Annotated in this window: 28 protein-coding genes; 17 read left to right on the top strand and 11 right to left on the bottom strand. The window is 72.8% G+C overall.

Annotation, left to right across the window (positions count from 1 at the left end):
- Nucleotides 1–190 precede the first annotated feature (190 nt).
- The 4 genes from WDW90_RS17425 to hisG all read left to right on the top strand — a co-directional run bounded on the left by WDW90_RS17425 (nucleotide 191) and on the right by hisG (nucleotide 4,594).
- The gene (locus WDW90_RS17425) at nucleotides 191–685 is read left to right on the top strand and encodes a DUF3429 domain-containing protein (protein ID WP_336488677.1); all 495 of its coding nucleotides are present in this window, start codon (nucleotides 191–193) and stop codon (nucleotides 683–685) included.
- 80 nt (nucleotides 686–765) lie between these two features.
- Nucleotides 766–2,304 (top strand): histidine--tRNA ligase, encoded by a 1,539-nt coding sequence (gene hisS / locus WDW90_RS17420; protein WP_336488676.1) that lies wholly within the window; start codon nucleotides 766–768, stop codon nucleotides 2,302–2,304.
- 135 nt (nucleotides 2,305–2,439) lie between these two features.
- A complete protein-coding gene (locus tag WDW90_RS17415) occupies nucleotides 2,440–3,591 on the top strand; it encodes an ATP phosphoribosyltransferase regulatory subunit (protein ID WP_336488674.1) in 1,152 nt (383 codons plus the stop codon).
- Between the two features lie 10 nt (nucleotides 3,592–3,601).
- Nucleotides 3,602–4,594, top strand: coding sequence for an ATP phosphoribosyltransferase (gene hisG, locus WDW90_RS17410; RefSeq protein WP_336488673.1), 993 nt, complete (start codon nucleotides 3,602–3,604; stop codon nucleotides 4,592–4,594).
- 26 nt (nucleotides 4,595–4,620) lie between these two features.
- On the opposite strand, the gene WDW90_RS17405 is transcribed toward hisG, so the two are convergent.
- From WDW90_RS17405 to WDW90_RS17395, 3 genes are all read right to left on the bottom strand, one after another.
- Nucleotides 4,621–4,971 (bottom strand): lysozyme inhibitor LprI family protein, encoded by a 351-nt coding sequence (locus tag WDW90_RS17405; RefSeq protein WP_336488671.1) that lies wholly within the window; start codon nucleotides 4,969–4,971, stop codon nucleotides 4,621–4,623.
- Nucleotides 4,972–5,082: 111 nt separating this feature from the next.
- Nucleotides 5,083–5,523: a protoporphyrinogen oxidase HemJ gene (gene hemJ, locus WDW90_RS17400; protein WP_336488670.1), complete on the bottom strand. Its 441-nt coding sequence runs from the start codon at nucleotides 5,521–5,523 to the stop codon at nucleotides 5,083–5,085.
- 4 nt (nucleotides 5,524–5,527) lie between these two features.
- On the bottom strand, nucleotides 5,528–6,658 hold the full coding sequence (locus tag WDW90_RS17395; protein WP_336488669.1) for a uroporphyrinogen decarboxylase: 1,131 nt from the start codon (nucleotides 6,656–6,658) through the stop codon (nucleotides 5,528–5,530).
- 500 nt (nucleotides 6,659–7,158) lie between these two features.
- Between WDW90_RS17395 and WDW90_RS17390 the strand changes: the two genes are divergently transcribed.
- From WDW90_RS17390 to WDW90_RS17360, 7 genes are all read left to right on the top strand, one after another.
- On the top strand, nucleotides 7,159–7,989 hold the full coding sequence (locus tag WDW90_RS17390) for a pyruvate, water dikinase regulatory protein (protein ID WP_336488668.1): 831 nt from the start codon (nucleotides 7,159–7,161) through the stop codon (nucleotides 7,987–7,989).
- Nucleotides 7,990–8,103: 114 nt separating this feature from the next.
- On the top strand, nucleotides 8,104–8,370 hold the full coding sequence (locus tag WDW90_RS17385; protein ID WP_336488667.1) for a hypothetical protein: 267 nt from the start codon (nucleotides 8,104–8,106) through the stop codon (nucleotides 8,368–8,370).
- Between the two features lie 41 nt (nucleotides 8,371–8,411).
- Entirely contained in the window at nucleotides 8,412–9,038 is a 627-nt protein-coding gene (locus WDW90_RS17380; RefSeq protein WP_336488666.1) for a Maf family nucleotide pyrophosphatase, read from the top strand.
- Nucleotides 9,039–9,069: 31 nt separating this feature from the next.
- Nucleotides 9,070–10,083: a cation diffusion facilitator family transporter gene (locus WDW90_RS17375; protein WP_336488665.1), complete on the top strand. Its 1,014-nt coding sequence runs from the start codon at nucleotides 9,070–9,072 to the stop codon at nucleotides 10,081–10,083.
- Between the two features lie 103 nt (nucleotides 10,084–10,186).
- A complete protein-coding gene (locus WDW90_RS17370) occupies nucleotides 10,187–11,041 on the top strand; it encodes a shikimate dehydrogenase (RefSeq protein WP_336488664.1) in 855 nt (284 codons plus the stop codon).
- Nucleotides 11,038–11,688 carry a dephospho-CoA kinase gene (gene coaE, locus WDW90_RS17365; protein WP_336488663.1) on the top strand — a complete coding sequence of 217 codons (651 nt, stop codon included), beginning with the start codon at nucleotides 11,038–11,040 and terminating at the stop codon, nucleotides 11,686–11,688. The genes WDW90_RS17370 and coaE overlap by 4 nt, the downstream gene beginning before the upstream one ends.
- Before the next feature lie 101 nt (nucleotides 11,689–11,789).
- Nucleotides 11,790–12,122 carry a GIY-YIG nuclease family protein gene (locus WDW90_RS17360; RefSeq protein WP_336488662.1) on the top strand — a complete coding sequence of 111 codons (333 nt, stop codon included), beginning with the start codon at nucleotides 11,790–11,792 and terminating at the stop codon, nucleotides 12,120–12,122.
- 170 nt (nucleotides 12,123–12,292) lie between these two features.
- Here the strand turns inward: WDW90_RS17360 and WDW90_RS17355 are convergent, their stop codons facing one another.
- From WDW90_RS17355 to WDW90_RS17335, 5 genes are all read right to left on the bottom strand, one after another.
- Entirely contained in the window at nucleotides 12,293–13,234 is a 942-nt protein-coding gene (locus WDW90_RS17355) for an acid phosphatase (protein WP_336488661.1), read from the bottom strand.
- Nucleotides 13,235–13,301: 67 nt separating this feature from the next.
- On the bottom strand, nucleotides 13,302–14,177 hold the full coding sequence (locus tag WDW90_RS17350) for an alpha/beta fold hydrolase (protein WP_336488660.1): 876 nt from the start codon (nucleotides 14,175–14,177) through the stop codon (nucleotides 13,302–13,304).
- Nucleotides 14,178–14,301: 124 nt separating this feature from the next.
- The gene (gene dapD / locus WDW90_RS17345; protein WP_336488659.1) at nucleotides 14,302–15,144 is read right to left on the bottom strand and encodes a 2,3,4,5-tetrahydropyridine-2,6-dicarboxylate N-succinyltransferase; all 843 of its coding nucleotides are present in this window, start codon (nucleotides 15,142–15,144) and stop codon (nucleotides 14,302–14,304) included.
- A 95-nt stretch (nucleotides 15,145–15,239) separates the two neighbouring features.
- On the bottom strand, nucleotides 15,240–15,692 hold the full coding sequence (locus WDW90_RS17340) for a cyclic nucleotide-binding domain-containing protein (RefSeq protein WP_336488658.1): 453 nt from the start codon (nucleotides 15,690–15,692) through the stop codon (nucleotides 15,240–15,242).
- Nucleotides 15,693–15,892: 200 nt separating this feature from the next.
- On the bottom strand, nucleotides 15,893–16,579 hold the full coding sequence (locus WDW90_RS17335; RefSeq protein WP_336488657.1) for a response regulator transcription factor: 687 nt from the start codon (nucleotides 16,577–16,579) through the stop codon (nucleotides 15,893–15,895).
- Between the two features lie 244 nt (nucleotides 16,580–16,823).
- Here WDW90_RS17335 and WDW90_RS17330 point away from each other — a divergent pair, with 244 nt between their 5' ends.
- Nucleotides 16,824–17,360 carry a L,D-transpeptidase family protein gene (locus WDW90_RS17330; protein ID WP_336488656.1) on the top strand — a complete coding sequence of 179 codons (537 nt, stop codon included), beginning with the start codon at nucleotides 16,824–16,826 and terminating at the stop codon, nucleotides 17,358–17,360.
- A 19-nt stretch (nucleotides 17,361–17,379) separates the two neighbouring features.
- Here the strand turns inward: WDW90_RS17330 and dnaQ are convergent, their stop codons facing one another.
- Entirely contained in the window at nucleotides 17,380–18,108 is a 729-nt protein-coding gene (dnaQ, locus tag WDW90_RS17325) for a DNA polymerase III subunit epsilon (protein WP_336488655.1), read from the bottom strand.
- 368 nt (nucleotides 18,109–18,476) lie between these two features.
- Here dnaQ and WDW90_RS17320 point away from each other — a divergent pair, with 368 nt between their 5' ends.
- Nucleotides 18,477–20,684, top strand: coding sequence for a TonB-dependent siderophore receptor (locus WDW90_RS17320; protein WP_336488654.1), 2,208 nt, complete (start codon nucleotides 18,477–18,479; stop codon nucleotides 20,682–20,684).
- 117 nt (nucleotides 20,685–20,801) lie between these two features.
- Here WDW90_RS17320 and WDW90_RS17315 read toward each other — a convergent pair whose 3' ends face one another.
- Together WDW90_RS17315 and WDW90_RS17310 are read right to left on the bottom strand one after the other, a co-directional pair.
- A complete protein-coding gene (locus WDW90_RS17315) occupies nucleotides 20,802–21,605 on the bottom strand; it encodes a TerC family protein (protein WP_336488653.1) in 804 nt (267 codons plus the stop codon).
- Nucleotides 21,606–21,632: 27 nt separating this feature from the next.
- Nucleotides 21,633–22,562: a lipid kinase gene (locus WDW90_RS17310; protein WP_336488652.1), complete on the bottom strand. Its 930-nt coding sequence runs from the start codon at nucleotides 22,560–22,562 to the stop codon at nucleotides 21,633–21,635.
- Nucleotides 22,563–23,087: 525 nt separating this feature from the next.
- On the opposite strand from WDW90_RS17310, the gene WDW90_RS17305 reads away from it, so the two are divergent.
- From WDW90_RS17305 to WDW90_RS17290, 4 genes are all read left to right on the top strand, one after another.
- Nucleotides 23,088–23,996 carry a hypothetical protein gene (locus WDW90_RS17305; protein WP_336488651.1) on the top strand — a complete coding sequence of 303 codons (909 nt, stop codon included), beginning with the start codon at nucleotides 23,088–23,090 and terminating at the stop codon, nucleotides 23,994–23,996.
- Nucleotides 23,997–24,137: 141 nt separating this feature from the next.
- Complete coding sequence (locus tag WDW90_RS17300) at nucleotides 24,138–25,382, top strand: nuclease (RefSeq protein ID WP_336488650.1); 1,245 nt, start codon at nucleotides 24,138–24,140, stop codon at nucleotides 25,380–25,382.
- A 72-nt stretch (nucleotides 25,383–25,454) separates the two neighbouring features.
- Nucleotides 25,455–26,441, top strand: a complete 987-nt coding sequence (locus WDW90_RS17295) for an SPFH domain-containing protein (RefSeq protein WP_336488649.1) — start codon at nucleotides 25,455–25,457, stop codon at nucleotides 26,439–26,441.
- A 4-nt stretch (nucleotides 26,442–26,445) separates the two neighbouring features.
- The gene (locus tag WDW90_RS17290; protein ID WP_336488647.1) at nucleotides 26,446–26,880 is read left to right on the top strand and encodes an NfeD family protein; all 435 of its coding nucleotides are present in this window, start codon (nucleotides 26,446–26,448) and stop codon (nucleotides 26,878–26,880) included.
- The last annotated feature ends 35 nt before the right edge of the window (nucleotides 26,881–26,915 follow it).

The raw sequence follows: 26,915 nt of genomic DNA, 5'->3' as shown, positions 1-26,915 counted from the left end.
TCCTTCCTGGCCCTCGGCGCCCCCGCCCTCATCGCGCTTGCCCTCGTCGTCTGGCTCGACGCCACAACCGAGCCCGGACGCCGAACACGCCGACGGGAGGCCCGCGCGGCGATGCAGCCGGCCTGAAGGCCGGAACCGCCCCACGCCCGCGCCGGTTGCCCGACGAGTCCCGGGACCGGAGCGGGCGGCGATGCGGCAGGATGCGGCGGGCAGGACCGTCACGGCTTGGGAGCCGCGCGAGACGCCGTGGCTCGGCATCGTCCTCGGCTACGGCCCGATGCTGCCCTTCCTCGCCGGCGCGGCCGGCGCCTGGTGGCTGGGCGGGGACCTGGGCCGGGGCCTCGCGACCCTGACGGTGCTGTGGGCCTGCGCGATCCTGCTATTCCTCTCCGGCGTGCGCCGCGGCGTCTCCTTCCGGCAGGAGGGCGGCGAGACCCTCTTCCAGATCGCCACCATGCTCGGCCTGTTCTGCCTCGGCTTCGCGGCGCTCGTGGCGACGTGGCTCGGCCGGGAGCCCCTGGCGCTCGTCCTCCTCATCCTCGGCTATCTCGCGATCGCGGTGCTCGACCCGGTCGCCGCGCGGCGAGGCGAGGCGCCCCTGTTCTTCGCGCGGCTGCGCCCGCTGCAGATGCCGCTGGCGATCGTGAGCCTCGCGGCCCTCATGGCGCTGAGGCTGACCGCGTAGGAGGCCGCGCGCTTGCCGCTTCCCCCCGCCCGCGATAGAGCCGGGCGGGTTATTCGAAGCGCGAGACGAAGCGAAGACCCATGTCCAAGGCCGAGGCCAAGAAGGCCGGCACCCTGAAGCCCCGCCTGCCGCGCGGATTTCTCGATCGCCGCGAGGACGAGATCGCCGCGCAGGGGCGGATGCTGGAGGAGATCCGCCGCACCTTCGCGCTCTACGGCTTCGAGGCGCTGGAGACGCCCTTCATCGAGTACACCGAGGCGCTCGGCAAGTTCCTGCCCGATCTCGACCGGCCGAACGAGGGGGTATTCTCCTTCCAGGACGACGACGAATCCTGGCTGTCGCTGCGCTACGACCTGACGGCCCCGCTCGCCCGCTTCGTGGCCGAGCATTTCGACGCACTGCCGAAGCCCTACCGGAGCTTCCGCGCCGGCCACGTCTTCCGCAACGAGAAGCCGGGGCCGGGCCGCTTCCGCCAGTTCATGCAGTTCGACGCCGACATCGTCGGCGCCGCCTCCGTCGCGGCCGATGCCGAGATCTGCATGATGGCGGCCGACACCCTCGACCGGCTCGGGCTGAAGGGCCAGTACGTCGTCAAGGTGAACAACCGGAAGGTGCTCGACGGCGTCATGGAGGCGATCGGCCTCTCGGGCGAGGAGCAGGCCGGGCGCCGCCTCACCGTGCTGCGCGCCATCGACAAGCTCGACCGGCTCGGACCCGACGGGGTGCGCCTGCTGCTCGGCCCCGGCCGCCGCGACGAGAGCGGCGACTTCACGAGGGGCGCGGGGCTCGACGAGGCCGCGATCGAGCGCATCCTCGCCTACGTCTCGTTCCAGGCCTCCCCCAGCGGCGGCGGCGACCGCGTGCATTTCTGGGAGCAGTTCTTCCGCTCCTGGAGCGACGTCGTCGGCGAGTCCGAGACGGGGCGCGAGGGCATCGCGGAGCTGCACGCGATCATGCGGCTCTGCGCGGCCGCCGGCTACGGCCACGACCAGATCCGGGCGGACCCGAGCGTGGTGCGGGGCCTCGAATACTACACGGGCCCCGTCTACGAGGCGGAGCTGACGTTTCCCGTCACCAACGAGGACGGTCAGGTCGTGCGCTTCGGCTCGGTGGCGGGCGGCGGGCGCTACGACGGCCTCGTCGGGCGCTTCCGGCCCGAGCCCGTCCCCGCCACCGGCTTCTCGATCGGCGTCTCGCGCCTGTTCTCGGCGCTGCAGCTCGTCAGGAGTCCGCTCCTCGAGGGCGCGCGCGAGCCCGGCCCCGTCGTCGTGCTGGTGCTCGACCGCGAGTGCATCGCCGATTACCAGCGCCTCGTGGCGCAGCTGCGCACGGCCGGGATCCGGGCCGAGCTCTATCTCGGCGGCGCGGGCATGAAGGCGCAGATGAAGTACGCCGACCGCCGTCGCGCGCCGGTGGCGATCATCCAGGGCTCGAACGAGCGCGAGGCCGGCGAGGTCCAGATCAAGGACCTGATCGAGGGCGCCAGGGCCGCCGAGAGCATCGCCAGCAACGCCGAGTGGAAGGCCGCCCGGCCGGCCCAGTTCTCGGTGCCGGAGGCCGAGATGGTCGAGCGCGTCCGCGCGGTGCTGGCGCGGCACTTCGCGGCGGACGCGCTCTAGGACCGGACGTACAGGGTTTGTTCCGAAACGCGCGGGACCGCGCCGGAGCCCTCATCCGCAATCATACCGGCCGGGCGCGGTCGCCAACGGGCCAGCAGGTTGCTAGACAGCCGCCAGAACAGGGCGAGTGGACCCATGATGCTACCCGAGCCAGGCAGCCCCAGCGCGGGCACCGACGCGCAGGCGCGGCTCGCTCGACACTTCGAGGAAGCCGGCTACGGCCTCGTGTCGCCGCCCGTGCTCCAGCCCGTGGAGCCGTTCCTCGAACTCTCCGGCGAGGATATCCGCCGGCGCATCTTCGTCACCCAGGACGAGGCCGGCACCGAGCTGTGCCTGCGGCCCGAATTCACCATCCCCGTCTGCCGCCTCCACCGCTCCCGGGCCGACGGCCGGAGTGCCGATTACAGCTATCTCGGACCCGTCTTCCGCCTCGCCGGCGACGAGCCGGACGAGTTCCTGCAGGCCGGCATCGAATCGATCGGCCGCGCCGACACGCCGGCCGCCGACGCCGAGGTGCTCGGTCTCGCCCTCGAAGGACTCACCCTGTTCGACCGCACGGACGTGCGGGTGCGCCTCGGCGACATGGGTCTGACGGTGGCGCTCCTCGACGGGCTCGCGGTGCCGCCGGCCGCCAAGCGCCGCACTCTGCGGGCGCTCGCCGCCGGCCGCTCCCTCGACGGGGTGACGAACGCGCCCGCGTCCGAGGAGCCGCACGCGGGCCTGCTCGCGGCGATCCAGGGTCAGGATCCGAAGGGCGTGCGCGCCTTCGTGGAGGACGTGCTCTCGATCGCCGGGATCTCGCGGGTCGGGGGGCGCAGCGCGGGCGAGATCGCCGAGCGCTTCCTCGCCAGGGCAACCGCGCAGGCGCAAGGGGGCACGGGGCTCAACGCCGAGAACCGCGCCGTCATAGACCGCTACCGCGCGATCGCGGGAGAACCGGACGCGGCCGCCCGCTCACTGCGCGAGCTCGCGCGGGACGCGGGACTCCGGCATCAGCCATTCGAGGCGGCATTGAACCTCTTCGAGGAGCGCACCGGCTTCATGGCGGCGCGCGGCCTTCCCGTCGAGCGCTTCGCCTACTCGGGCGGCTTCGTGCGCAACCTCGACTACTACACGGGCTTCATCTTCGAGGTGACCACCGGTGGCGCCGGCGCGCACGTTCTGGTGGGCGGCGGCCGCTACGATGGTCTGCTCACTCATCTCGGCAGCCCGGCTCCGCTGCCCGCGGTCGGCTGCGCCTTCTGGCTCAACCGGATGGGCCGGGCGGACGAAACCCGTGGCGAGTGAGGCGCGTCCCATGACGGCATCCAGTCCGAGCAACGGCCCCCTGGTGCTCGCCGTACCCTCGAAGGGGCGCCTGCAGGAGAATGCCAGCGCCTTCTTCGCCCGGGCCGGTCTCAAGCTCGCACAGGGCGCGGGCGCGCGCGACTACCGGGGCAGGCTCGTCGGCGTGCCGAATGTCGAGGTGCGCTACCTCTCGGCCTCCGAGATCGCGAGCCATCTCGCCTCCGGGGCGGCCCATCTCGGTATCACGGGCGAGGATCTGATCCGGGAGACGCTGCCCGATGGGCAGGACCAGGTCGAGCTGCTAACGCCCCTCGGCTTCGGCCAGGCGACGGTGGTGGTCGCTGTGCCGCAGGCCTGGATCGACGTGCGCGCCATGGACGACCTCGACGAGGTCGCGGCTGGGATGCGGGCGCACCAGGGCCGGCGCCTGCGCATCGCCACCAAGTACGTGAACCTGACCCGCCGCTTCTTCGCCGAGAAGGGCGTCGCCGACTACCGCATCGTCGAGAGCTTGGGCGCCACCGAGGGCGCGCCGGCGGCCGGCTCGGCCGAGATCATCGTCGACATCACGACGACGGGGGCGACGCTCGCGGCGAACGCGCTCAAGATCCTCGACGACGGCGTCATCCTGCGCTCGGAGGCCAATCTCGTCGCTTCGCTCAAGGCGTCCTGGGGCGAGCGCCAGCGCGAGGCCCTTTGGGCCGTGCTCGGCCGCATCGCCGCCGAGGAGCGCGCCCGCACGACCCGGGAGGTGCGCGCCGCCCTGCCGGAAGACGGTGAGATCGACCTGGCGACCCTGGCAGGCCTGCACGAGGCCGAACTGCCTTACGGCGCGCCGCGAAGCCCGGACGGCGAGATCGTGCTGCGCTGCCCGGCCGACGGCGTGTTCGACCTCTCCGACGCCCTGGTGCGCGCGGGCGCGCGCGCCGTCACCGTGCGCCGCATCGACTACGCGTTCTCGGCGGAGAACCCGCTCGCCGAGCGCCTGCTCGCGCGGCTCTGAAGGACTGGCAGGAGCCTCGACGGGCGCTATTGCGGGCCCTGCTTCGCGAATTCCGAGAAGACGGCGCGCAGAACCTTGAGCCGCGCCTCGTAGGCTTGACACAGGCACGCCGCGTCGGCCCCGCAGGCGCGCCGCTCGGCGAGCCACGCCTCCTGGTCGTCCCGCAGCTTGCCGCGGCCGCCCATCGGCAGCAGGTCCTTCAGGATCTCGAACCTGACCGCCATCTCGACGTCGAGGTCGTTGAGCGAACGGTTCGCGCAGACGGCCTGCTCATCGGGCGCTTCGGCCTTTTCGCACGGGAAGCTCGCGGCCCGGGCCGGACCGGCTCCCAGGGCCGCGAACACGAGGGCGGTCGGCACTGTCCAGCGCGTCGGCATCGGCGTTCCAACCCTTGCTCGGTGCAAGGCCGCGAGGCTCGCCCGAAACCGCCGGCGCAGCAAGTCGGTCCGCTCCCGGATCCCGCCGCGACAGGATCCGGGATGACAGCCTCAGCGGAAAGCGGGCTTCACGGCCGCGAGGATCACGATGACGATCATCAGAACGGTCGGCACCTCGTTGATCACGCGGTAGAATCTCGGCGACCGGGTGTTCCGGTCCGCCGCGAAGTCCTTGACCATGCGGGCGAACGCCCCGTGCATCCCCGACAGGATCAACACCAGCACGAACTTCGCCTGCAGCCAGCCCGCGGCGTAGAACCCGCTCAGATAGGAGAGGGTCAGGCCGAAGATCCAGGTAGCGATCATGGCCGGCGTCATGATCGCCTTGAGGAGGCGCCGCTCCATCACCTTGAACGTCTCGGACTGTGCCGAGGCGGCCGGCCCGGGTGTGAGCGAGGCATGATAGACGAACAGCCTCGGCAGGTAGAGCATCGCCGCCATCCAGGCGATCAGCGCTATGAGGTGCCCTGCCTTGATCCAGTCATAGAGCATCGGCTCAGCATCCCCGGAGACGCGCCAGCATCCGCTCCACGTGCGGGATCGGCGTCTGCGGGGTGATGCCGTGGCCGAGATTGAAGATATGCGGCAGGCCGCGCGTCGCCTCGAGCACGGCATCGACCGCGGCGTCGAGGGCGGGGCCGCCCTCGATCAGGATATCGGGATGCAGGTTGCCCTGTGTCACGGTGCTCGCCGGCAAGCGGGCGCGCAGGGCGGCGAGATCGACCGCCCAGTCGACGCCGACGGCGTCCGCACCGGTCTCGGCGACGACGCGGGCATGCCCGTCGAGACCCGAGCCCCGCGCGAACACGATGATCTTCGCACCCGGCACTCGCGCGTGGATCCCCGCGATCATCCGGGCGATCGGCCGGAAGGACCAGCGGCTGAGCGCATCCGCCTCTCCGGTCTCCCTCGGAGCGCTCTCGGCGCCGTCCCCGACCGGCTCGACCGCGCCGATCGGAGCCGATGCCTTCGGCAGCGTGCCCGCGTGGGACTCGAAGATCTGCACGGCATCGGCCCCCGCCTCGAGCTGGCGCACGAGGTACTCGATCTGGACCGCGACGAGGCGATCGATCAGCGCGTCGACGAGCGCTGGGTCGCTCTCGGCGAGTGCGCGGGCGGGTGCGAGGTCCGGCGTGCCGCGCCCGCCGATCATGTAGCTCGCGACCGTCCAGGGCGCGCCGCAGAAGCCCAGCAGAGTCGTCTCGGGCGGCAATTCCCGCCGCAGCCGCCGCACCGTCTCGAAGACCGGCTCCAGATGGGTGAAGATGGCCGGATCGTCGGCCGCGCGCAGCCGCTCGAATTCGGGCCGGCCCGCGAGCGGATCGAGCCGCGGGCCCTCGCCCTCGACGAAGCGCACGTCCTGCCCGAGCGCGTGCGGCACGACGAGGATGTCCGAGAACAGGATCGAGGCCTCGAAGCCGAACCGGCGGATCGGCTGCAGGGTGACCTCGACGGCGAGGTCCGGGCTGTAGCAGAGGTCGAGGAAGGAACCGGCTTCCGCGCGGGTCTCCCGATATTCGGGAAGGTAGCGCCCGGCCTGGCGCATCAGCCAGGCCGGCGGAGGCGACAGAGCCTCGCCCGAGAGAACGCGCAGGACCTTGCGGTCCGCCTGATCAGCCTGGGCCATGCCCTCTCCCCTCTCCGCCCATGCGCTCCGCACGACGGCGTTGCTGCCGAAAACCCCTTGAGCCCGAACGTGGTGGAGCGCGGCGTTGCCGTCCCCACGGCGGCCCTCTTCAAAGAAGAGAGATTCTAGGACTCTGTTTTTTCTCTTGGCGGCTGGATCGCGGGATCGCAACGGCGTCCACAGGCCGTCCCCGCCGCCCTGCCGTTAAGAGGGCTTTAACAGATCCGATCTAATGTCCGCGATAGGACAGCCTCGCCAGCGGCTTGCGCGGGGTCTACCGTCGCGCGGCCTCCGCATGTCCCGGATTCTCCCATGCGCGGCGAGTCCCGCAGCACCGTTATGACGTCCTGTTGACGGCGGAGTCGATCGCGCCCGGCTCGGCTGCGCTGGACCCTGCGGCCGGGGCGCCTTATCCACAATCGTCGACTCCCCTGATGGTCCGCGGTGGACAAGGCCCGATCCGGGTCTCTCCTCCGCGGCCGGAGGAGCTTTGAGACCGGATGAGCCGCAGCTACTTCCATCTCCACCTCGTCTCGGACTCGACGGGCGAGACGCTGATCAATGTCGGCCGCGCGGCCGCTGCCCAGTACGAGGGCGTGTCGGCGATCGAGCACGTCTATCCGCTGGTGCGCTCGGGGCCGCAGCTGGAGCGAGTGATCTCGGAAATCGAGGCGGCACCGGGGCTCGTCCTCTACACGCTCGTCGGGCACGAGCTCGTCGAGCGCCTCGAGGCCGCCTGCCGCGAGACGGGATCGCCCTGCCTCTCGGTGCTGCAGCCGGTCCACGCCCTGCTGCAATCCTATCTCGGGGCGCAGACGACGGCCCGACCGGGCGCCCAGCACATGCTCAACGCGGAGTATTTCAAGCGCATCGACGCCATGAACTTCACCCTGGCGCACGATGACGGCAACCTGCCCGACGATCTGGAGGAGGCCGACGTGATCCTGGTGGGCGTCAGCCGCACCTCGAAGACGCCGACCTCGATCTACCTCGCCAATCGCGGCCTCAAGACCACCAACATCCCGCTGGTGCCAGCCATGCCGCTGCCGCCGGCGCTCGAGACCGTGCGCCGGCCCCTCGTCGTCGGGCTGCTGGCGAGCCCCGAGCGCATCGTCCAGATCCGGCAGAACCGGCTGCTCAGCCTGAATGCCGGCGATTCCTCCCTCTACGTCGACCGCGACGCGGTGGCCGACGAGGTGGCGTCCTCGCGCCGGCTCTGCGCCAAGCACCGCTGGCCGACGATCGACGTGACCCGGCGCTCGATCGAGGAGACGGCGGCCGCGATCCTGGACCTGTACCGCGAGCACCGGCTCAAGTTCATCGCCGTCTAGGGAGCGGGCACGCTCGCGAGAGCTTGATCGGACGGCGGTCATCCCGAGGCCGCATCCGGGCCGGCACACTCGTCCGGCCCGAAGCCGGGGAGGCGTGCGGCCTTGGAACAAACCATGAAATACCGTCGCGGGAAGCGGCCCGATCTCGCATTGGCGCGGGCGGTCCCGGCGGGCGGCCGCGGCGGGTTCCCGCTGGAATTGCATGACCTCGCTCAGGCTCGCCGCGTGGTCGAAAAGGATCGCCTGCCCGTGATCCGCTCGAATCACCGCTGGCCCGATGTCCACGAGCGGCTCGTCGCCGCCGAGGCGAGCGGATCCTGCGCGGCGCTCGCGGCCGATGCGGGGCCGGATCGGGCGGCGGGCCGGGCCCGCGCCGCCTGAAGCCGGCTTGCGGGCCGGCCCCGATCGGTGACATTGGGCCGATGCATCGCCCCGTGCCGACCCCCTGGATTCCCGACGCGCCGCTCCTCCTCGCCTCGACGAGCCCGACGCGCCGCGTCCTCCTGGAGGGCGCGGCGCTCCCCCTCGAGACGGCGGCGCCCGGCATCGACGAGCGGGCGGTCGAGGCCGCCGGCGCGGGGCTCGCACCCCCCGACCTCGCGCGGCGGCTCGCCGAGGCCAAGGCGGCGGCGGTGGCGAGCCGCCACCCGGACCGGATCGTGATCGGGGCCGACCAGGTGCTCGACCTCGGCGGCGAGGTCTTCCACAAGCCCGCCGACGCCGCGGCGGCCCGCGCGCATCTGGCGCGTCTGGCCGGGCGCACGCACGCGCTGCATTCGGGCGTCGCGATCGCCGCGGGGGGCCGCGTCGCCGAGAGCTTCGTCGAGACCGCCCATCTCACGCTCCGGCCTCTCGATGCCGGGCAGATCGCGGCCTATGTGGAGCTCGCCGGCGAGACCCGCGTCACCGCGAGCGTCGGCGCCTACCAGCTCGAGGGGCTCGGCATCCACCTCTTCGCCGGCGTCGCGGGCGAGCATTCCACCATCCTCGGCCTGCCGCTGCTGGCGCTGCTCGCGCGGCTGCGCGCGCGGGGGCTCCTGCGGCTCTGATCCCGCGATACCGAACCAGAAGGCGGCGGACGTGACCGGCCCTGTCGACCAGCACCACGACCATCCCGCGCAGGATCATGCCGGGCCCGACCACCACGGGCATCACCACGGCCACGGTCACGGCGGGCACGGCCATACGTCGGGTCATGCGCCGGGCCACGTGCACGCGCCCGCAAGCTTCGGCAGGGCCTTCGCGATCGGCATCGGGCTCAACACCGCCTTCGTCCTGGTCGAGGCGGGCTACGGTTTCGCCAGCCAATCGATGTCGCTGGTGGCCGATGCCGGGCACAACCTCCTGGACGTGCTCGGCCTCCTCGTCGCCTGGATCGCCTCGGTCCTGGTGAGGCGCAGGGCCACGCCCCGCTTCACCTACGGGCTGCGCGCCTCCTCGATCCTGGCCGCCCTGTTCAACGCGGTGTTCCTGCTCGTCGCCACGGGCGCGATCCTGTGGGAGGCGCTGGTGCGCCTCGTCCATCCGGAGCCGGTCGCGGGCCTCACCGTGATGGCGGTCGCCGGGATCGGCATCCTGGTGAACGGCCTCACCGCCTGGCTCTTCGCCTCGGGCGCCGAGGGCGACATCAACATCCGGGGCGCCTTCCTGCACATGGCGGCGGATGCGGCGGTCTCGGCTGGGGTGGTGCTGGCGGGCCTCGTCATCTGGATGACCGGGTTCGACCGGATCGACCCGCTCGTCGGCCTCGTCATCGCGGGCCTCATCGTCTGGGCGACCTGGGGGCTGCTGCGCGACAGCGTGGCGATGTCGCTCGCGGCGGTTCCCCCCGGCATCGAGCCGGAGCAGGTCCGGCTCTACCTGCGCGGGCGGCCCGGCGTGTCGGACCTGCACGACCTCCACATCTGGCCGATGAGCACCACCGAGGTCGCGCTCACGGCGCATCTCGTGATGGCGCAGGGTCATCCCGGCAACGGATTTCTCCTCGAGGTCGCGGCGGAGCTGCGCGGCCGCTTCGGGATCGCCCATACGACGCTGCAGATCGAGGAGGCGGGCGGCCCGCCCTGCCTGATCGCCCGGGCGTGCAGCGCGTGATACGGGGGCCGGCAGGCCGGGCCGGGTCCCGTATCGCGCGAGCCCGCGCGGCATCCGAGAGACGGCGAAGGCCGCCGTCGCGAAGCGATGGATCGGAGTTCGCATGAGCAAGGGGACCGTGACGCGAGCCTTCGTGGTCGGGCACCCGATCGCCCATTCGCGCTCGCCGCTGATCCACGGGCACTGGCTCGCCGAGCACGGCATCGCGGGCAGCTACGAGCGGATCGACGTGGCGCCCGAGGCCTTCCCGGACTTCGTCAGCGGCCTGCCGGGATCGGGGTTTGCCGGCGGCAACGTCACGATCCCCCACAAGGAGGCGGCCTGCCGGCTGGCGGACGCGCTCTCGCCGCGGGCCGCGAAGATCGGCGCCGTCAACACGCTGGTCGTCGGCGCCGACGGCCGGATCCTCGGCGACAACACCGACGCGCCGGGCTTCATCGCCCATCTCGACCAGAGCCTCGGGGCCGACTGGCCGCGCGCGACCGGGGGCACCGCCCTCGTGCTCGGGGCGGGCGGCGCGGCCCGCGCCGTCGTGGTGGGCCTCGCCGAGCGGGGCGTCGCCCGGATCCTCGTCGCCAACCGCACGCCGGCCCGGGCGGAGGCCCTGGCGGCGCTGGAGCCGGCGCAGGCCCGCGCGATCGCGTGGGAGGATCTCGCGAGATGGCTGCCCGAGACCGGGCTCCTCGTGAACACGACCGCGCTCGGCATGGCGGGCCAGCCGCCGCTCGACCTCGACATCGCGGGCCTGCCCGGGCAGGCGGCGGTCGCCGACATCGTCTACGTTCCGCTCGAGACGCCGCTCCTCGCCGCCGCGCGGGCGCGCGGCCTCGCGGCGGTCGACGGGCTCGGCATGCTGCTGCATCAGGCGGTGCCGGGCTTCGCGGCGTGGTTCGGGGTCCGGCCGCGGGTCAGCGAGGCCCTGCGCGCCCGCCTCGTCGCGGACATCGCGCCGCGATGACGCGGACCCTGGCGCGGCCGGAGGGGCGTTCCTTCGTGCTCGGGCTCACGGGCTCGATCGGCATGGGCAAGTCGGCCACCGCCCGGATGTTCGCGCAGGCCGGCGTGCCGGTCCACGACGCGGACGCGGCGGTGCATGCCCTGTACGGGCCGGGCGGGGCGGCGGCCGAGGCGATCGGGCGGGCCTTCCCCGGCACGCTCTCGCCTGACGGCGCCGTCGACCGGGCGGCGCTGCGCGCGGCCGTGCTCGGGGCCCCGGAGCGCCTCGCGCGGCTCGAAGCCATCGTGCATCCCCTCGTCCAGGCGGAGAGCCGCGACTTCCTCGCCCGCCACGCCCGCGAGCCGCTCGTTCTCCTCGACATCCCGCTCCTCTACGAGACGGGCGGCGAGGGGCGCTGCGACGCGGTCCTGGTCGTCACCGCGCCGCCCGAGGTGCAGCGCGCCCGGGTGCTGGCCCGCCCCGGCCTGGACGAGACCGCCTTCGCGGCGATCCTCGCCAAGCAGATGCCCGATGCCGAGAAGCGCGCCCGCGCCGACTTCGTGATCGACACGGGCCTCGGCTTCGCGCACGCGCAAGGGGAGGTGGCGCGGATCATCGCGACGCTCGGGGGGCCGCCTGGATCTCCGTCCCGCCCACCCGCGTCCTGAGATGCCCGGTGGAAGGCTCGCCCATGGATCGGCTCACACCGAGTTCACTTGCTCGGGCCTGCGGCTCCGCCCATCCTGGCTCGGCGCCGAGGCTGCCAGCCATGAACGCCTTCGTCTACATCCTGCGCTGCGCAGACGGCAGCTACGACGTCGGATCGGCCCGCGGGCAGAGCCTCGATAAACGCCTTGGCGAGCATCAGAGCGGCACCTACCCGGGCTACACCAGCCGGCGGCGCCCCGTCACGCTGGTCTATGCCGAGGATTTCGAGCGGATCACCGACGCGATCGCCTCCGAGCGGCGCATCAAGGGCTGGAGCCGGGCCAAGAAGGAAGCCCTGATCCGAGGGGATTGGGCCCGCCTGCAGGATCTGGCGAAGCGGCCATCGGCGCGGAGCCGGCAGCTCCCTTCGTCCCATCCTCCCTCCTCATCCTGAGGCGCCGCGTCAGCGGCCTCGAAGGAGGGCTCCAGAGGGCATTGCGGGTCCTGGAAGCCTCCTTCGAGGCTCCGCTCCGCTTCGCGCCTCAGGATGAGGGCGCGGGTCGGAGGCCGGTCCTCGGCCGGGCCCGTCGGGACGCCGGGGAGGTCAGCCGCGCGGATGCCGGATCAGAGCACCGGCTCCTTCGCGGCAGCCTCCTCGCGGGCGCAGGTCGCCTGGTCGGGCGGGCTGCCGCCGCCGGCGAGCGTCCGGGCGAGCTCCTGGCGGGCGCGCTCGAGGTCCGCCCGGAAGCCCGGATCGCCCTGCAGGGCGGCCACGATCGCGGCGCCGTTGGTGCGGCCGGCCTCGACGTCGCTCAGCCAGTGCACGCCGCAGACCACCCGGCTCTCGCCGTAGGAGCGGCCGCGCAGGAGGATGCCGGTCGCCTTCTCGGGCACGAGGCTCGCCATGATCAGCGCGTAGGCCCAGCCCTGGGTCGCGTGGCCGGACGGGTAGCTGAAGCTGTCGGCGAGCGCCTGCGAGCGTTGCACGCAGATCGGCGCCTCGTTGCCGATGAAGGGGCGCAGGCGCCGGTAATGCACCTTGGGGTCGCGGGTGGCGCGGGCGATGTCGAGGCGGGCGCGCTCCAGGAGGTTGATCAGGGCGGGCACGCGGGCCTGCTCGAGGCGGCTGCCGAGCACGCAGGCGAAATTGTCGAGGATCGCCGCGGCCCCTTCCGCCACGTCGGCCGTGGCGAGGTCCCAGCGCGGGCTGCCCTTGAGCGCCCGGGTGTTGTTGTAGGCGACGCGGTCGGCGGCCTCGGCCGCCGAGTGGCTCGGAGGCGGTGGCGGCAGGATCAGGGTCGTGTCCGGCATCGTCGCGTCGGTGAGATAGGGCTTGTGCGCCGGCTGGTCCGGCTTGATCGGGTCGGCGCCGACCGAGGGCGCGGATTTCTGGGTGCCCGCCTTCTCCTGGGTGCCCGCCTTCTCCTGGGTGCCCGCCCTCTCCTGGCTGCCCGGCCCGCCACCCTGCCGCTCGGCCGCGGGGGCAGCCCCGGCGGGGCCGGCGCAGAGGACGGCGTGGAGCAGGATCTGGGCCAGGAGGGCGCGGGTCGGGAACGGGCGGTGCATCTCGGTCTCGGGCCTTCGGGCGAGGGTGCCACGCTCTACGCGCGGCGTGCGACACGGCTGTGATCGGTCAGGCGGCCGCCCGGATCGCGGCCGCGACCTCGCCGGCATATTCCTCGTGCGGGCTGAGCGCCCCCGGAATCGTCGCCCGGGCGACGCGGCCGGTGGCCACGAGCGCGTCCATCTCGGCGCCCGAGCGGCGCGGCGCGCGCTCGGGCCGCAGCACCCGGATCGGCGGCAGGGCGCCGGTGAAGAGGTCGAGGAAATCCTCGCGGGTCTCGACCGGGTCGAGGCCGCCGGTGACGAAGGCCGCGGTGCCGAAGCGTCCGCCGGGCTGGCGGGTGATCGCGTGCTTGTCGGCGATCACGCCGGGCGTGACGTGGGCGGGATCGGCGTAGACGTGGGCGCGCATCATCCGCCCGATCACCGGCGGGCTGATGTTGATGCGGTAGAGCACGTCGCCGAGGAACGGCGACTCGATGGTGCGGCGCAGGGCCCGGAACAGGCCGCGCCGCTCGGGGCCCATCATGGTGGGCAGCGGCCCCCGCCAGGTCGGGGCGATCAGGACGAGCCGGGAAAAGCGCCGCGGCTCCTTGCGGGCGGCGACCACGAGGTAGCCCGCCGCGTGGCCGGCCGCGATCCCGAGCGCGTAGGGGCCGGGCGCGGCGGCGAGCAGCGCGTCGAGGAAGGCGTGGAGCGTTCCCGGGTTGAGCGGCAGGCGCGCCCGCGGCTGGTCGCCGAAGCCCGGCCAGTCCGGCACGAGGCAGCGGTAATCGTGGCCGAGATCCTTGGCGAGCGCCCGCATCTCGGAGCGGGCCGAGATCGACGACAGGGCCGGCAGCAGCAGCGCCTCCGGCCCGTGGCCGACCACGTCGCAGGGCGTCGGGACCCGCCGGCCCGCGACGTCGAGGCTCAGGGTGCGGGTGGCGTGCGCCGGCTCGACCATGGCTCTCCCCCCTCGGCGGCGGACCGGACCGATCCGCGGTCCCGCCATCCGGCGACATGTAGCGCGTTTCGGGCGCGTCCGGGCGCGCGACACGTCGCCCGACGACGCGCCGCGCGCCCGGCCCTCAGGTCCGCAGGAGCTCGTTGATGCCGGTCTTGGCGCGGGTGCCGGCATCGACGCGCTTGACGATGACGGCGCAGTAGAGGCCCGGCCCGGCCGAGCCGTCGGGCAGGGCCTTGCCGGGCATGGTGCCGGAGACGACCACCGAGTAGGGCGGCACGCGCCCGTACATGACCTCGCCGGTGGTGCGGTCCACGATCTTGGTCGAGGCGCCGATATAGACGCCCATCGAGAGCACGCTGCCCTCGCCGATGATCACGCCCTCGGCCACCTCGGCGCGGGCGCCGATGAAGCAATTGTCCTCGATGATGACGGGGTTGGCCTGGAGCGGCTCCAGCACGCCCGCGATGCCGGCGCCGCCGGAGATGTGGCAGTTCTCGCCGACCTGCGCGCAGGAGCCGATCGTCACCCAGGTGTCGACCATGGTGCCCTTGCCGACATGGGCGCCGAGATTGATGAAGGAGGGCATCAGCACCGCGCCCGGCGCGATGAAGGAGCCGCGGCGCACGAAGCAGCCGGGCACAGCCCGGAAGCCCGCCTGCCGGAACGCGTCCTCGCCCCAGCCCTCGAACTTCGAGGGCACCTTGTCCCACCAGGGCGCGCCGCCGGGGCCGCCCGCGATCGGCGCCATGTCGTTGAGGCGGAAGGAGAGCAGCACCGCCTTCTTGAGCCACTGGTTCACCTGCCAGGCGCCGTCGGCCTTCTCGGCGACGCGGGCGCGGCCGGAATCGAGCAGGTCCAGGGCCTCGTCGACCGCCTCGCGCACGCGGCCGCGGGTGCCGGTGTCGATGCCGACGCGGTCCTCCCAGGCGGCTTCGATGGTGGTGGCGAGATCGGCGTGGGACATCGGTTGATCCGTCGGGGTCGTTTCCGCGGGGCCGCGGCGAGCCCGTGCTTACAAAAGCGGACCCGGCCTGTCACCTGAGGGCGCCGCCCCGTCCCTCAGACGCCGTCGAGCTGCGCCCGCACCCGGCCGAGCCCGCGCGTCAGCCCCGCCAGGTCGTCCGCGAGCGTGTCGTGGATCGCCGCGGCGGCGTCCGGGAATTCCTCCAGCACGCGCCGCATCAGGGCCGGGGTGATGCGCATCACCTCGGCGGGCGCGGCGGCGCGGGCATCCGAGGGGCGCTCGCCGCGCAGGAACAGGGCGAGCCGGCCGATCAGCGCGGAGGGGCCCGCGGCCACGGCGCTGCCGCCCGACACCCGCGGGCTCACCTCGATCGTGCCGGACAGGACCACGAAGCCGCCGTCGGCCCGCTCTCCGCGGGCGAACAGGAGGTCGCCCGCCGCGAGGCTGCGCCGCTCGGCCGCGAAGGTGAGGAGGCGGAGCGCGTCGCGGCTCATCAGCCCGAACAGCGGGGCGGCGGCGAGGATCGCGATGTCGTCGTCGAGCGCCAAGCCCTGAAGCCCCTGCCCCGCATCCGGCGGTATCCGGGGCGATCCTTAGAGCATGCTGCGAGAAAGTGGCAACGGCTTTCGCTCAAAGCATGGTCTAACTTATTGAATCGATCATGTTTTCTGCGTTTTGACCGATTCGGTCGGAACGCAGCATGATCGAGCCGAAGCCCGGCGCCGGCACCGAGCCGGAAGCGCGGGCGTCAGGGAAGCAGCTTGTAGCCGCCGCCCTCGGTGACGAGGATCGCGGCCGTGGCCGGGTTCGGCTCGATCTTCTGGCGCAGGCGGTAGATATGGGTCTCGAGGGTGTGGGTCGTGACGTGGGCGTTGTAGCCCCAGACCTCGGCGAGCAGCGTGTCGCGCCCGACCACCTCGCGGCCCGCCCGGTAGAGGAAGCGCAGGATCGCGGTCTCCTTCTCGGTGAGCTTCAGCTTCGAGCCGCGCTCGCCGACGAGGAGCTTGGCGCCCGGCCGGAAGGTGTAAGGGCCGATCTGGAAGATCGCGTCCTCGCTCGCCTCGTGCTGGCGCAGATGCGCGCGGATGCGCGCGAGCAGCACCGCGAACTTGAAGGGCTTGGTGACGTAGTCGTTGGCGCCCGCCTCCAGGCCCTCGACCGTGTCCTCCTCGGAATCCTGGGCGGTGAGCAGGATGACGGGGCCGCGGAAGCCGTTCCGGCGCATGATCCGCACCGCCTCGCGCCCGTCCATGTCCGGCAGCCCGAGATCCATCACGGCGAGGTCGACCCGCTCCTCGGCGACGCGGTTGATCGCCGTGCCGGCATCGGGATCGCTCACCACGATGAACTCGTCGTAGAGATCGAGCTGCTCCGTCAGCGTCTCGCGCAACGTGGCGTCATCGTCGCAGATGAGGAGGCGATGGGGATTCGACATCGTCCGCGGGACTCTCAAACAAGGCACACACGCCCGGAAACCGGGATTTCAGGCTGGCCCCGCGCGGGGAGGGCGCGGGCGGCGCCCCGGCCTCGGGCTCGTCGAGACTGACGCTCCGCGATCCGGGCATACGCGCCAAAGTAATACGGATTTCATGCCTGGGAATTGGCTTGCGCGCAATGATACAGGATTTTCGCGCCCGCCGCGCCGCGCACGCCCCCTCCGACCGGATCGCGACATCCCGATGAAACGAACCACGCTCACCATCCTGCGGGTGCGCCCCCTCGTCGGCGACCGGCGGCGCGGCCAGGTCCTGGCGGGGCCCTCCGCGATCCCCTGCGCGCTCGGCCGCTCGGGCCTGACCCGCGCCAAGCGCGAGGGCGACGGCGCCTCGCCGCGGGGCGCCTTCCGGCTGCGCGGGGGCGCCTACCGGCCGGACCTGTTCGGAGCCCGCCCGCGCACGGCCCTCCCCTTGCGCGCGACGCGCCCGCGGGACGGCTGGTGCGACGACCCGCGCGACCGCCGCTACAACCGTCCGATCACGCTGCCGGCCCCCGGCGTGAGCGCGGAGGCGATGTGGCGCGGCGACGGCCTCTACGACCTCGTCATCGACCTCGACTACAACCGCGGCCCGATCCGGCGGGGCCGCGGCTCCGCCATCTTCCTGCACGTCGCGCGGCCGGGCTACGGGCCGACGGAGGGCTGCGTCGCCCTGGCGCGGCCGGACCTGGTGCGCCTGCTGGCCCGGCTCGGGTCCCGGACCCGCATGCAGATCGGCTGAGGAGGGCCGGGATGCTCCCTCAGGCGGTGCCGTCCTCGCCGATATACTCGCGCCAGATCGCGTTCGCCCCGAGCGTGCCGAGGAAGGCCTCGTGGCGGGCCCGCTCCCCCGGCGTGAGGCGCGCGCGGACGCTGCGTGGCCCGATCGCGACGGGATCGGACGATCCCGGCAGGGCGAGCGCGCCGGCCGCATCGGCCTCGACCGCCGCGAGGCCGAGGCTCGTCTGCTTGCCGCCGAGCAGCTCGACATAGACCTCGGCGAGGATCTGCGCGTCGAGGAGCGCGCCGTGCTTGGTGCGCCGGGCGGTGTCGATGCCGTAGCGCGCGCACAGGGCGTCGAGGTTGTTGGCGGCGCCCGGATGCTTGCGCCGCGCCATCAGGAGGGTGTCGACCACCGCCTCGAGGTCGATCGCCGGCGGGGCCGCCGCCCCGAGCCGGGCGAACTCGGCATTCAGGAAGCCGACGTCGAAGGGCGCGTTGTGGATCACGAGCCGGGCGTCGCCGCAGAAATCCCGGAAGGCGTCCACCACCTCGGCGAAGACCGGCTTGTCGGCGAGGAACGCGTCCGACAGGCCATGCACCGCGAAGGCGCCCTCGGAGACCGCCCGCTGCGGGTTGACGTAGCGGTGGAAGCTCTTGCCCGTCTGGATGTGGTTGAGGAGCTCGACGCAGCCGATCTCGATCAGGCGGTCGCCGCCCCTGGCATCGGTGCCGGTGGTCTCGGTGTCGAGGACGATCTCGCGCAGCATGTCGGGTCCGTGGCGGCGGGCAATGCCTGAACAGACCGCCATCGGCCTAAGGCGCGGTTAACCGTTCGCGGGCGCGCCGCGCCGGCCGGGGACGGGTGCCCCGCTTCCTCTCCCATCCCGGCCCCGGAGTCGAGCGCGTGCCGCCGGAAACCGGGATTTCATGTTGTCCAGGGCCCCGTGCCAGGCGCGCCCGGGCAGCACGCCCTCCGGCGCGGGCTCGCCGCGATCGAGCGCGGGACGACCAGCGGAGGCATTGCAGCCAGTCTCCGTCGCCCAGTTTGAAGTTATTTTAAGTATAGGTTTAAATTCATCAACTGATCTTGAACGGCAAAGCTTGTCGCGGCAAAGGTGAGACTCGGGCGCACCAGATGTCCGCCAAGGGTCTCATCATGAATCAGCTTGCCTGTCGCTTCGCGGCCTCGATCGCAATCCTGCCGTTGGCGCTCGCGGCGGACGGGGTGCGGGCCCAGGATGCCAGCGTGAGCCTCGACCAGCTCTCGGTGGAGGGCACGGCGCCCGCCAGGCCCGGCATCCGCAACGGCAGCGCCACCAGCGGGGGCGGGGGCGGCCCGAGCGGGGTGGTCGGCTACACGGCCAGGGTCAGCCCGACGGCCACCAAGACCAACACGCCGCTGATCGAGACGCCGCAATCGGTCACGGTGGTGACGCGCGAGCAGCTCAACGACCGCAACGTGCAGACGCTCAACGAGGCGCTCGCCTACGCGCCGGGCACCTCCACGGACGTGTTCGGCTTCGATCCCCGCTTCGACGCCTTCTACATCCGCGGCTTTTCCGCCACCTATGACGGCGTCTTCCGCGACGGCCTGCGCCAGGCCGCGGTCGGCCTCGCGGTGCCCCGGATCGAGCCCTACGGGACGGAGGCCGTGACCATCCTGCGCGGTCCGGCATCCGGTCTCTACGGGCTAGGCTCCCCGGGCGGCATCGTGGACGTGACAACGAAGCGCCCGGTCTTCACCCACTTCGGCGAAGCCTGGTTCCAGGCGGGAAACTACGACCGCTACCAGGGCAATTTCGATCTCGGCGGGCCGATCGAGGGATCGAACGGCACCATGGCCTACCGCCTCACCGGCATCGTGCGCCGGTCCGATACGTTCCTGCCCGGCGCGACCGACGACCGGATCAACATCGCGCCGGCCTTCACCTGGAAGCCGTCGGCCGACACCACCGTCACGCTGCTCACCGAGTTCCAGAACGCGACGCTGCCGGGCACCTCGGCGTTCTACAACGCCCCGGGATTTCGCGTGTCGCGCCTCTACCAGGGGGATGCGGCGTTCAACGCCTTCACGCAGCAGCAGTATCGTGTCGGCTACGCCTTCGAGCACGCCTTCTCGCCGGAGCTGATCTTCCGCCAGAACCTCCGCTACTACGGCGTCAACGGCGACTTCCCCTACACCCAGATCGACTCGGTCACCGGGCTGACGGCGCAGCGCTCCACCGGCCTGTTCATCGAGGATCTCGGCTCGGTCGCCCTCGACAACCAACTCGAGGGCCACGTCGTGACCGGCCCGATCGTCCACACCCTGCTCGGCGGCGTCGATTATCAGCACTACGATTGGAACCGCGTCGGCGGCTTCGGCACCGCCCCCGACCTCGACATCGCGACACTGAACTACGGTCGCCAGTTCATCCCGCGGCCAGCCCTGACGAGCGCCACGCGCCAGGCTCAGGACCAGATCGGGCTCTACCTGCAGGAACAGGCGAAGTGGGACCGCTTCGTGCTGACGCTCACCGGGCGGCACGACTGGGTTTCGCAGACCTCGGCCAGCGGCGCTCCGGGGGCGCTCGGCGCGGCCTCGACCAAGACCGACACCGCCTTCACGGGCCGCGTCGGCCTGAACTACCTGCTGGCGCCCGGTCTGGTGCCGTATGCCAGCTACGCGACGACCTTCACGCCGCAGGTCGGCGCGGACGTGAAGGGGCGCCCCTTCCGGCCCGCGACCGGCGATCAGATCGAGGCCGGCGTCAAGTACGCCGTCCCGGGCACGAACATCACGGCGGCGATCGCCGGCTTCGACATCACGCAGTCCAGCATCCTGCGACAGGACCCGAACAACCTCGCCAACGTCGTGGCGACCGGCGTGGTGAATTCCCGGGGCTTCGAGATGGAGGCGATCGCGAATTTCGGGCCGGGCACGAACCTCACGCTGGCCTATACACATCTCGACTTCCGCTTCCTGCGCCAGACCTCGCTGGTCACGGGCCAGCCGATCGACGGCAACTATCTCTCCGGCATTCCGGGAGACAGCTTCAAGGCATTCGCCACCTACCTGTTCCCGCCATCCTCCCTCCTGTCCGGGCTGACGCTGGGCGGCGGCATCCGCTTCGCGGGCCCGAGCTTCGCCGACGACGAGAACACGGTGCGCAACCCGACCGTGACCCTCTTCGACGCGCTCATCGCCTACGACTTCGCCGCGATCGACCCGAAGTACCAGGGCTTCCGCGCCCAGGTGAACGCCTTCAACATCTTCGACCGCGACTACACCAACTGCCAGGCGGGCTTCTGCTACCGGGGCGCTCCCGCGACCGTGATCGGCAGCCTGATCTATCGCTGGTGAGGGGGCCCACGGGTAAGCGGGGCCAGTGCGCGGCTCGACGTCGATCGGACCGCGCGGGTCCCCTGCCCGTGCCGGAGACGGCGCCGGACCCGCGTCGAGGGCGGCCCGGACGCGGCCTCACGCCTTCGCCCGGCGCTGCACCGGCACGGGCTTGGCCGGCCCGTTGCCCGGCCTGGTATCCGGCTTGGCGCCGGCCTTGGCTTGCCTGCGGCGGCGGGCCAGCATGTTGAGGCCCTCCACCGCCGCCGAGAAGGCCATGGCGGTGTAGATGTAGCCCTTCGGCACGTGCGCCCCGAAGCCCTCCGCGATCAGCGTCATGCCGATCATGATGAGGAAGCCGAGCGCCAGCATCACCACCGTGGGGTTCGCCGCGATGAAGCGCGAGAGCGGGTCGGCGGCCACCAGCATCACGGTCACGGCGACGACGACGGCGATCATCATGACGGGCACGTGCTCGGTCATGCCCACCGCCGTGATGATGCTGTCGATGGAGAAGACGAGGTCGAGCAGGAGGATCTGCCCGATCGCCGCCGCGAAGCCGAGGCCCGCGCCGGAGCCCTTCGCCTCGTGAGGGGCCGGATCGACGCTCTCGTGGATCTCCTTGGTGGCCTTCCAGAGCAGGAACAGGCCGCCGCCGATCAGGATCATGTCGCGCCAGGAGATGCCCTTGCCCAGGATCTCGAAGACGGGCTCGGTGAGGTGCACGATGAAGGCGACGGTGCCGAGCAGCGCCAGCCGCAGGAACAGCGCCAGCCCGATGCCGATGCGGCGGGCCTTCTGCCGCTGCTCGGGCGGCAGCTTGTTCGTCAGGATCGAGATGAAGATCAGGTTGTCGATCCCGAGCACCACCTCCATGACGATGAGGGTGGCGAGCGCGGCCCAGACGGTCGGGTCGGCGGCGAGCTGAAGGAAGTGATCCACGGGGCGGGACTCGACGTGTGAGGGGATTCAGAGGGGAAGCAGGCCGCCCGCGCCCTGGCGGTCCGGCCGGCTCGCCCGGTCGGGCGAGAAGATCCGGACCGCCTCGGGGACGACCTTGAAATGGGCGGGCGTGTGCGTCGTCAGCTCGCCGTCGGTGTTGACCGGCCGGGGCTTGCGCGTCGTCAGCCGGATCTCGGTGGTCTTGAAGGCGCGCACGTCCTGCGAGCGCCCGTGGGTGCCGCGCCGCAGCGCCGGCAGTAGGGCGATGAGCCGCCACCAATGGGCGACCTCCAGGCTGTAGAAGTCGAGCTTGCCGTCGTCGACGGTGGCCCCCTCCTCCACCGTCATGCCGCCGCCGTAATGGCGCCCGTTGCCGACCGAGGCCTGGATGGTGACGACCTTCTCGGTGGTGCCGTCATGCTCGATCGTGACCGTGAAGGGCCGCACCCGGCGCAGCACCCGCACCGCCGCGATGGCGTAGCCCAGGACCCCCCAGGTCTTCTTCGATTCGGCCGTGAGGTCGCCGGCGAGCTCGGCCGAGAAGCCGATGCTGGCGACGTTGAAGTAGTAGTGGCCGTTGACCCAGCCGAGATCGGCCGGCCGGGCCTCCGCGGTGGTGATGAGGCGGGCGGCGGCGAGCGGATCGAGCGGCAGGCCGAGGGAGCGGGCGAGGTCGTTCGCGGTGCCCAGGGGCAGGATGCCGAGCGGGAGCCTCGTCTCGACGAGGGCGGGCGCGGCGGCGTTCAGGGTGCCGTCGCCGCCGCCCAGGACGACGAGGTCGACGCCGGGCGCGTGCCGCCTGATCACGGCGGTGCAGTCGGGGTCCTCCGGCGGCTCGACCGGCTCGATCCCGCCCCGCCGCAGGATGTCGCGGACGGCATCGAGGGAGACGCTCCCGTTGCGGGCCTTCGGGTTGACGAGGAGGAGCGCCCGGCGGGGCGCCGGCGAGCCGCTCATCGCCCGGCTCCCGCGAAGGGACGCGCCGAGGGACGCGCGCAGCAAGGCAAGCGGGGGGCGTAGGCCGGGATGACGGGCAAGGGTCGGGACCCTCCGTTGCGTTCGCGCCGCGTCAGCGCAAAGGCAGGGAAGGGGTCCGACATCACGGTCGACGCCTCGACCGCCAGAGGGGCCCGGACCCGGATAGTCCCGAACTTGGGAGCTGCCCGCGCGATCTCAAGCCCGGCGCCAGATCAAATCCCGGCGCCAGATCAAATCCCGGTGCCAGGTCAAATCCGCGTTGCCCCCGCGCCGCGGGCAAGGCGGATCCGACCCGCCGCGGACGGGCTGCGGCGGGGCCGTTGGATTGCGGGCACGGACGCGCCCGAGCCTTGCCGCGGGCGCAGGGCGCGTGGCATGCCATCGGGAGAGGGGCGGCGCGCCCGCATGGAACCCACGCCACCCGGGCGGACGTTTCAGACCGGCCGGCCGAGGCAATCCGGCCGGGCGGACCCGCCTCCCGTCGGCCGCGAACCGGTGATCTGCATGCGCCTGTCCCTCGTCTCCGTGTCCGCCGCGTCCCTCCTCTGCGCTCTTCTCGCCGCGGGCGGGGCGAGCGCCCAGTCCGGGCCGGGATGGGTCGACCCGCCGGCCCGCGCGGCGGTCCCGGACGCCGCGCCGCGCGAGGCCAGGCCGCCGCGCGACGTGAAGGCGCCGCGCAATGTGAATCCTCCGCGCGAGGCCGCGCCCCCGCAGGCCGCTGCGCCGGAGGCTCCGGAGGCGGACGAGGCCGCGGCGCCACCCCGCCGCAGGGCGGAGCGGAGCCGCCCCTCCCGCGCGGCCGCCCGGCAGGAGCGCCGCGCGCGCGGCCTGCACCGCGCGCCCCGGCGGCTCGCCGACACGCCCGCGCCTGTTCCCACGCCCGCGCCGATGGCGCCGCGGCAGGCGGAGGGCCGCGTGGCCGACTGGGCGGGCGCCGCGCAGCGCTTCGTCGACGATTATCTCGACAGCGTCTCGGCGCCCGGCGACGTCATGGTCGGCTCGACGCCCAGCCTCTATGCCGAGCGGGTGCGGTTCCACGGCCGCACCCTGTCGCTGGCCGCCATCATGGCCGAGAAGCGCCGCTTCGTCCGGCGCTGGCCCGAGCGCCGCTACGCGGTGCAGCCCGGCACCACCCGCACCGCCTGCAACGCGGCGCTCGCCACCTGCATGGTCTACGCGGTGTTCGATTTCCGGGCCGGGAACCCGGCCACGGGCGCCCGCTCGCAGGGTGTGTCCGAGCTGGCGCTGGAGCTGAGCTTCGCCGGGGGGCGGCCCGTGATCGTGTCCGAGCGCAGCCGCGTCCTACGCCGGGACGGCGCGGTCGGGGCGCTGGCGAGACCCGCGCGCAGCGCCGAGAGCGGGCTTCCATCAAGCGGACGCGGCAGCCCGCTCTATCCCCCTATGATCGCATGATGTTTCCGGAGAGCCGGATTCCCCTTCCCCGCGTCATGCTCTAATCAGGCCCCGACCCGCAACCGCATCCGCGAGCCGTGTGACAGGTCGCGGCAGGAGACCTAGATCCGTCCGATGACATTGTCGGGAGAGGCAGAGCCCTTGGACGAGCGCAGGGTGCCCGAGACCGCCGCGAGCGTGCCGACGGCCGACGAGCGCGAGCGGCTGCGCGCCCGCATCCGGGCCGCGATCGAGGAGCGCGGGCCCCGGCCCGTGGCCCTGCGCACCCTGCAGCTCCTCGCGGAGGCCGCGACCGAGCCCCTCGCCGAGGAGCCCGGCTACCGGGTCGTCGACCGGAACGGGGCGCCGCGCCTGCGCCCGCCGGAGGCCGGCGAGCCCGCGGATGAGCCCGTCTTCCTCACGCTCGCCGAGCTCGTCGCCGAGCTGCAGGTGCGTCACCCCGCCCTGTTCCTGCCCCCCGAGCCGTCGCCGGAGCCCGAGCCCGTCCCGGTCAAGCGGAGCGCGCGGGCGGCCGCGCAGGCCGCGCCCGAGCCCGGCACCCCGGACGCGGCGCCCTCCGAGATGCGCGCCGCCACGGCCCGCTTCGTCGAGACGCAGTCGGTGCTGGCCAGATCGCTCGCGGCGGAATCGGCCGCGCGCGGCCGGGCGCTGGCGACCTCGGTGGCCGGACGGTTGGCGGACCTGCGCAGCGGCCTCGCCGGGCGCCTGCGGAGCCGGCCGACGCTCGCCGGGGCCGGGGCCGCGGAGCCCGCCGCGGGCCCAGGCGTAACCTTCGCCGCCGCCCTGCGGGCCCGGGCCGGGCGCCTGCGCGAGGGCGTGTCCGGGCTCGGACGCGACCGCGACGACGGCCTCCACCGCCGCTGGCTCTACGGCGGCATCGCCGCCGTCGTGCTCGCGGTGGCGGCCGCCGCCCTCGTGACGATCGAGCGCGAGCCCGCCGCGCCGCCTCCGAAGACGCCCGCCGTCACCGCCCGGACCGAGCCCGGGCCGGACGCGAAGTCCCCGCCCGCCCAGCCGGCCGAGGTCGAGAAGGCGCCGGCCGAGCCGGCGCCCGGCCCGCCCGCCAACCCGAACGAGATCAGCGGCCAGGCCGAGGTGATCGACACCGCCACGCTCCGGGTCGCCGGCAAGCTCGTGCACCTGTTCGGCGTCGAGTGGGTGCGGGGCGGGCAGGCCGACGAGCTGACGAGGTACCTCGCTGGCCGCACGGTCGCCTGTCAGCCCGTGACCGGAAGCCAGAACGTGCTGTGCCAGGTGGAGGGGCGCGACCTCTCCGAGGTGGTGCTGTTCAACGGCGGCGGCCGCGCCTCCCCCGAGGCCACGCCCGACCTCGTGGCGGCCGAGGACCATGCCCGCACCGAGCGCCTCGGCGTCTGGAAGCGCTGAGCCCCGGCCGCCCCTTGCGCAACCGGGCCGGCTCCGCCTCAATGGCCGCGCGGTCCGTCGAGGGGGGCAACCATGGATCTGTCGGTCGGCCTGAGCGCCTTCGCGGTGGCGCTCGCCGTGCTCGTCATCGTCACGCTCGCGATCGGCATCAACATCGTGCCGCAGGGCCACGTCTACACGGTGGAGCGCTTCGGGCGCTACGCGCGCAACCTCGAGGCCGGGCTCGGGCTCATCGTGCCGTATGTCGAGCGGATCGGCCGGCGGGTGAACGTCATGGAGCAGGTCATCGACGTGCCGAGCCAGGAGGCCTTCACGCGCGACAATGCCGGCGTCACCATCGACGCTGTGGTGTTCTACCAGGTGCTCGACGCGGCCCGCGCCTCCTACGAGGTCTCGAACCTCGAGGTCGCGATGATGACGCTCACCATGACGAACATCCGCACGGTCGTCGGCTCGATGGACCTCGACCAGCTCCTGTCCCACCGGGACGAGATCAACGAGCGGCTCCTCCGGGTGATGGATGCCGCGGCCGCGCCCTGGGGCGTGAAGATGACCCGCATCGAGATCAAGGACATCGTGCCGCCCGCCGACCTCGCGGGCGCCATGGCCCGCCAGATGAAGGCCGAGCGCGAGAAGCGCGCCTCGGTGCTGGAGGCGGAGGGCCAGCGCCAGGCCGAGATCCTGCGCGCGGAGGGGCGCAAGCAATCGGCGATCCTCGAGGCCGAGGGGCGGCGCGAGGCGGCCTTCCGCGATGCCGAGGCCCGGGAGCGGGGCGCCGAGGCCGAGGCCCGGGCGACCGCGATGGTGAGCGAGGCCATCGCCAAGGGCGACCTCGCCGCGGCGAACTTCCTCGTGGCCGAGAAGTACGTCGAGGCCCTGCGCGCGCTCGCCACGGCGCCGAACCAGCGGGTCGTGGTGGTACCGATCGAGGCGGCGGCGCTCGCCGGCACCCTCGGGGGCATCGCCGAGATCACGCGCTCCGTGTTCGGGGAGGGCGCCGCCCCGGCGCGGCCGCGCTCGGGCCTGCCGCCGGGCGTCGGCCCGGCTCCGAAGGCGTGAGGCCGTGCTGAGCGGGCTCGCGGCCGAGATCGGGCCGGCCTGGATCTGGGTGCTCGCCGGGCTCGCCCTGATGGGGCTCGAGCTGCTGGCGCCCGGCGTCTTCCTGGTCTGGCTCGGGCTCGCGGCGCTGCTGACGGGTGCCTTGAGCGCCGGCCTGCCGCTGCCCTGGCAGGCGCAGCTCCTCGTCTTCGCGGGCCTCGCGGTGGCGAGCGTCGCGGTGGCGAGCCGGCTCCTGAGGCGGCCGGCCTCCGGCCTGAACCGGCCGGATCGCGGCCTGATCGGGCGCGAATGCGTGCTCGCCGAGCCGATCGCGGGCGGGGAGGGGCGGCTGCGCCTCGACGACACCCTCTGGCGCGTCCGCGGCCCGGACGCGCCCGCCGGCACCCGGGTGCGGGTGACGGGCATCGCCGGCACGGTGCTGACGGTGGCGCCGGTGTGAGACCGCCGCCGCTTGATCGCAGCGGCTCCGGGACC

Source organism: Methylobacterium nigriterrae (assembly GCF_037106235.1).
In the GTDB taxonomy this organism is placed as follows: Bacteria; Pseudomonadota; Alphaproteobacteria; order Rhizobiales; family Beijerinckiaceae; genus Methylobacterium; species Methylobacterium nigriterrae.
This window is presented reverse-complemented; position numbering and strand designations above follow the sequence as displayed.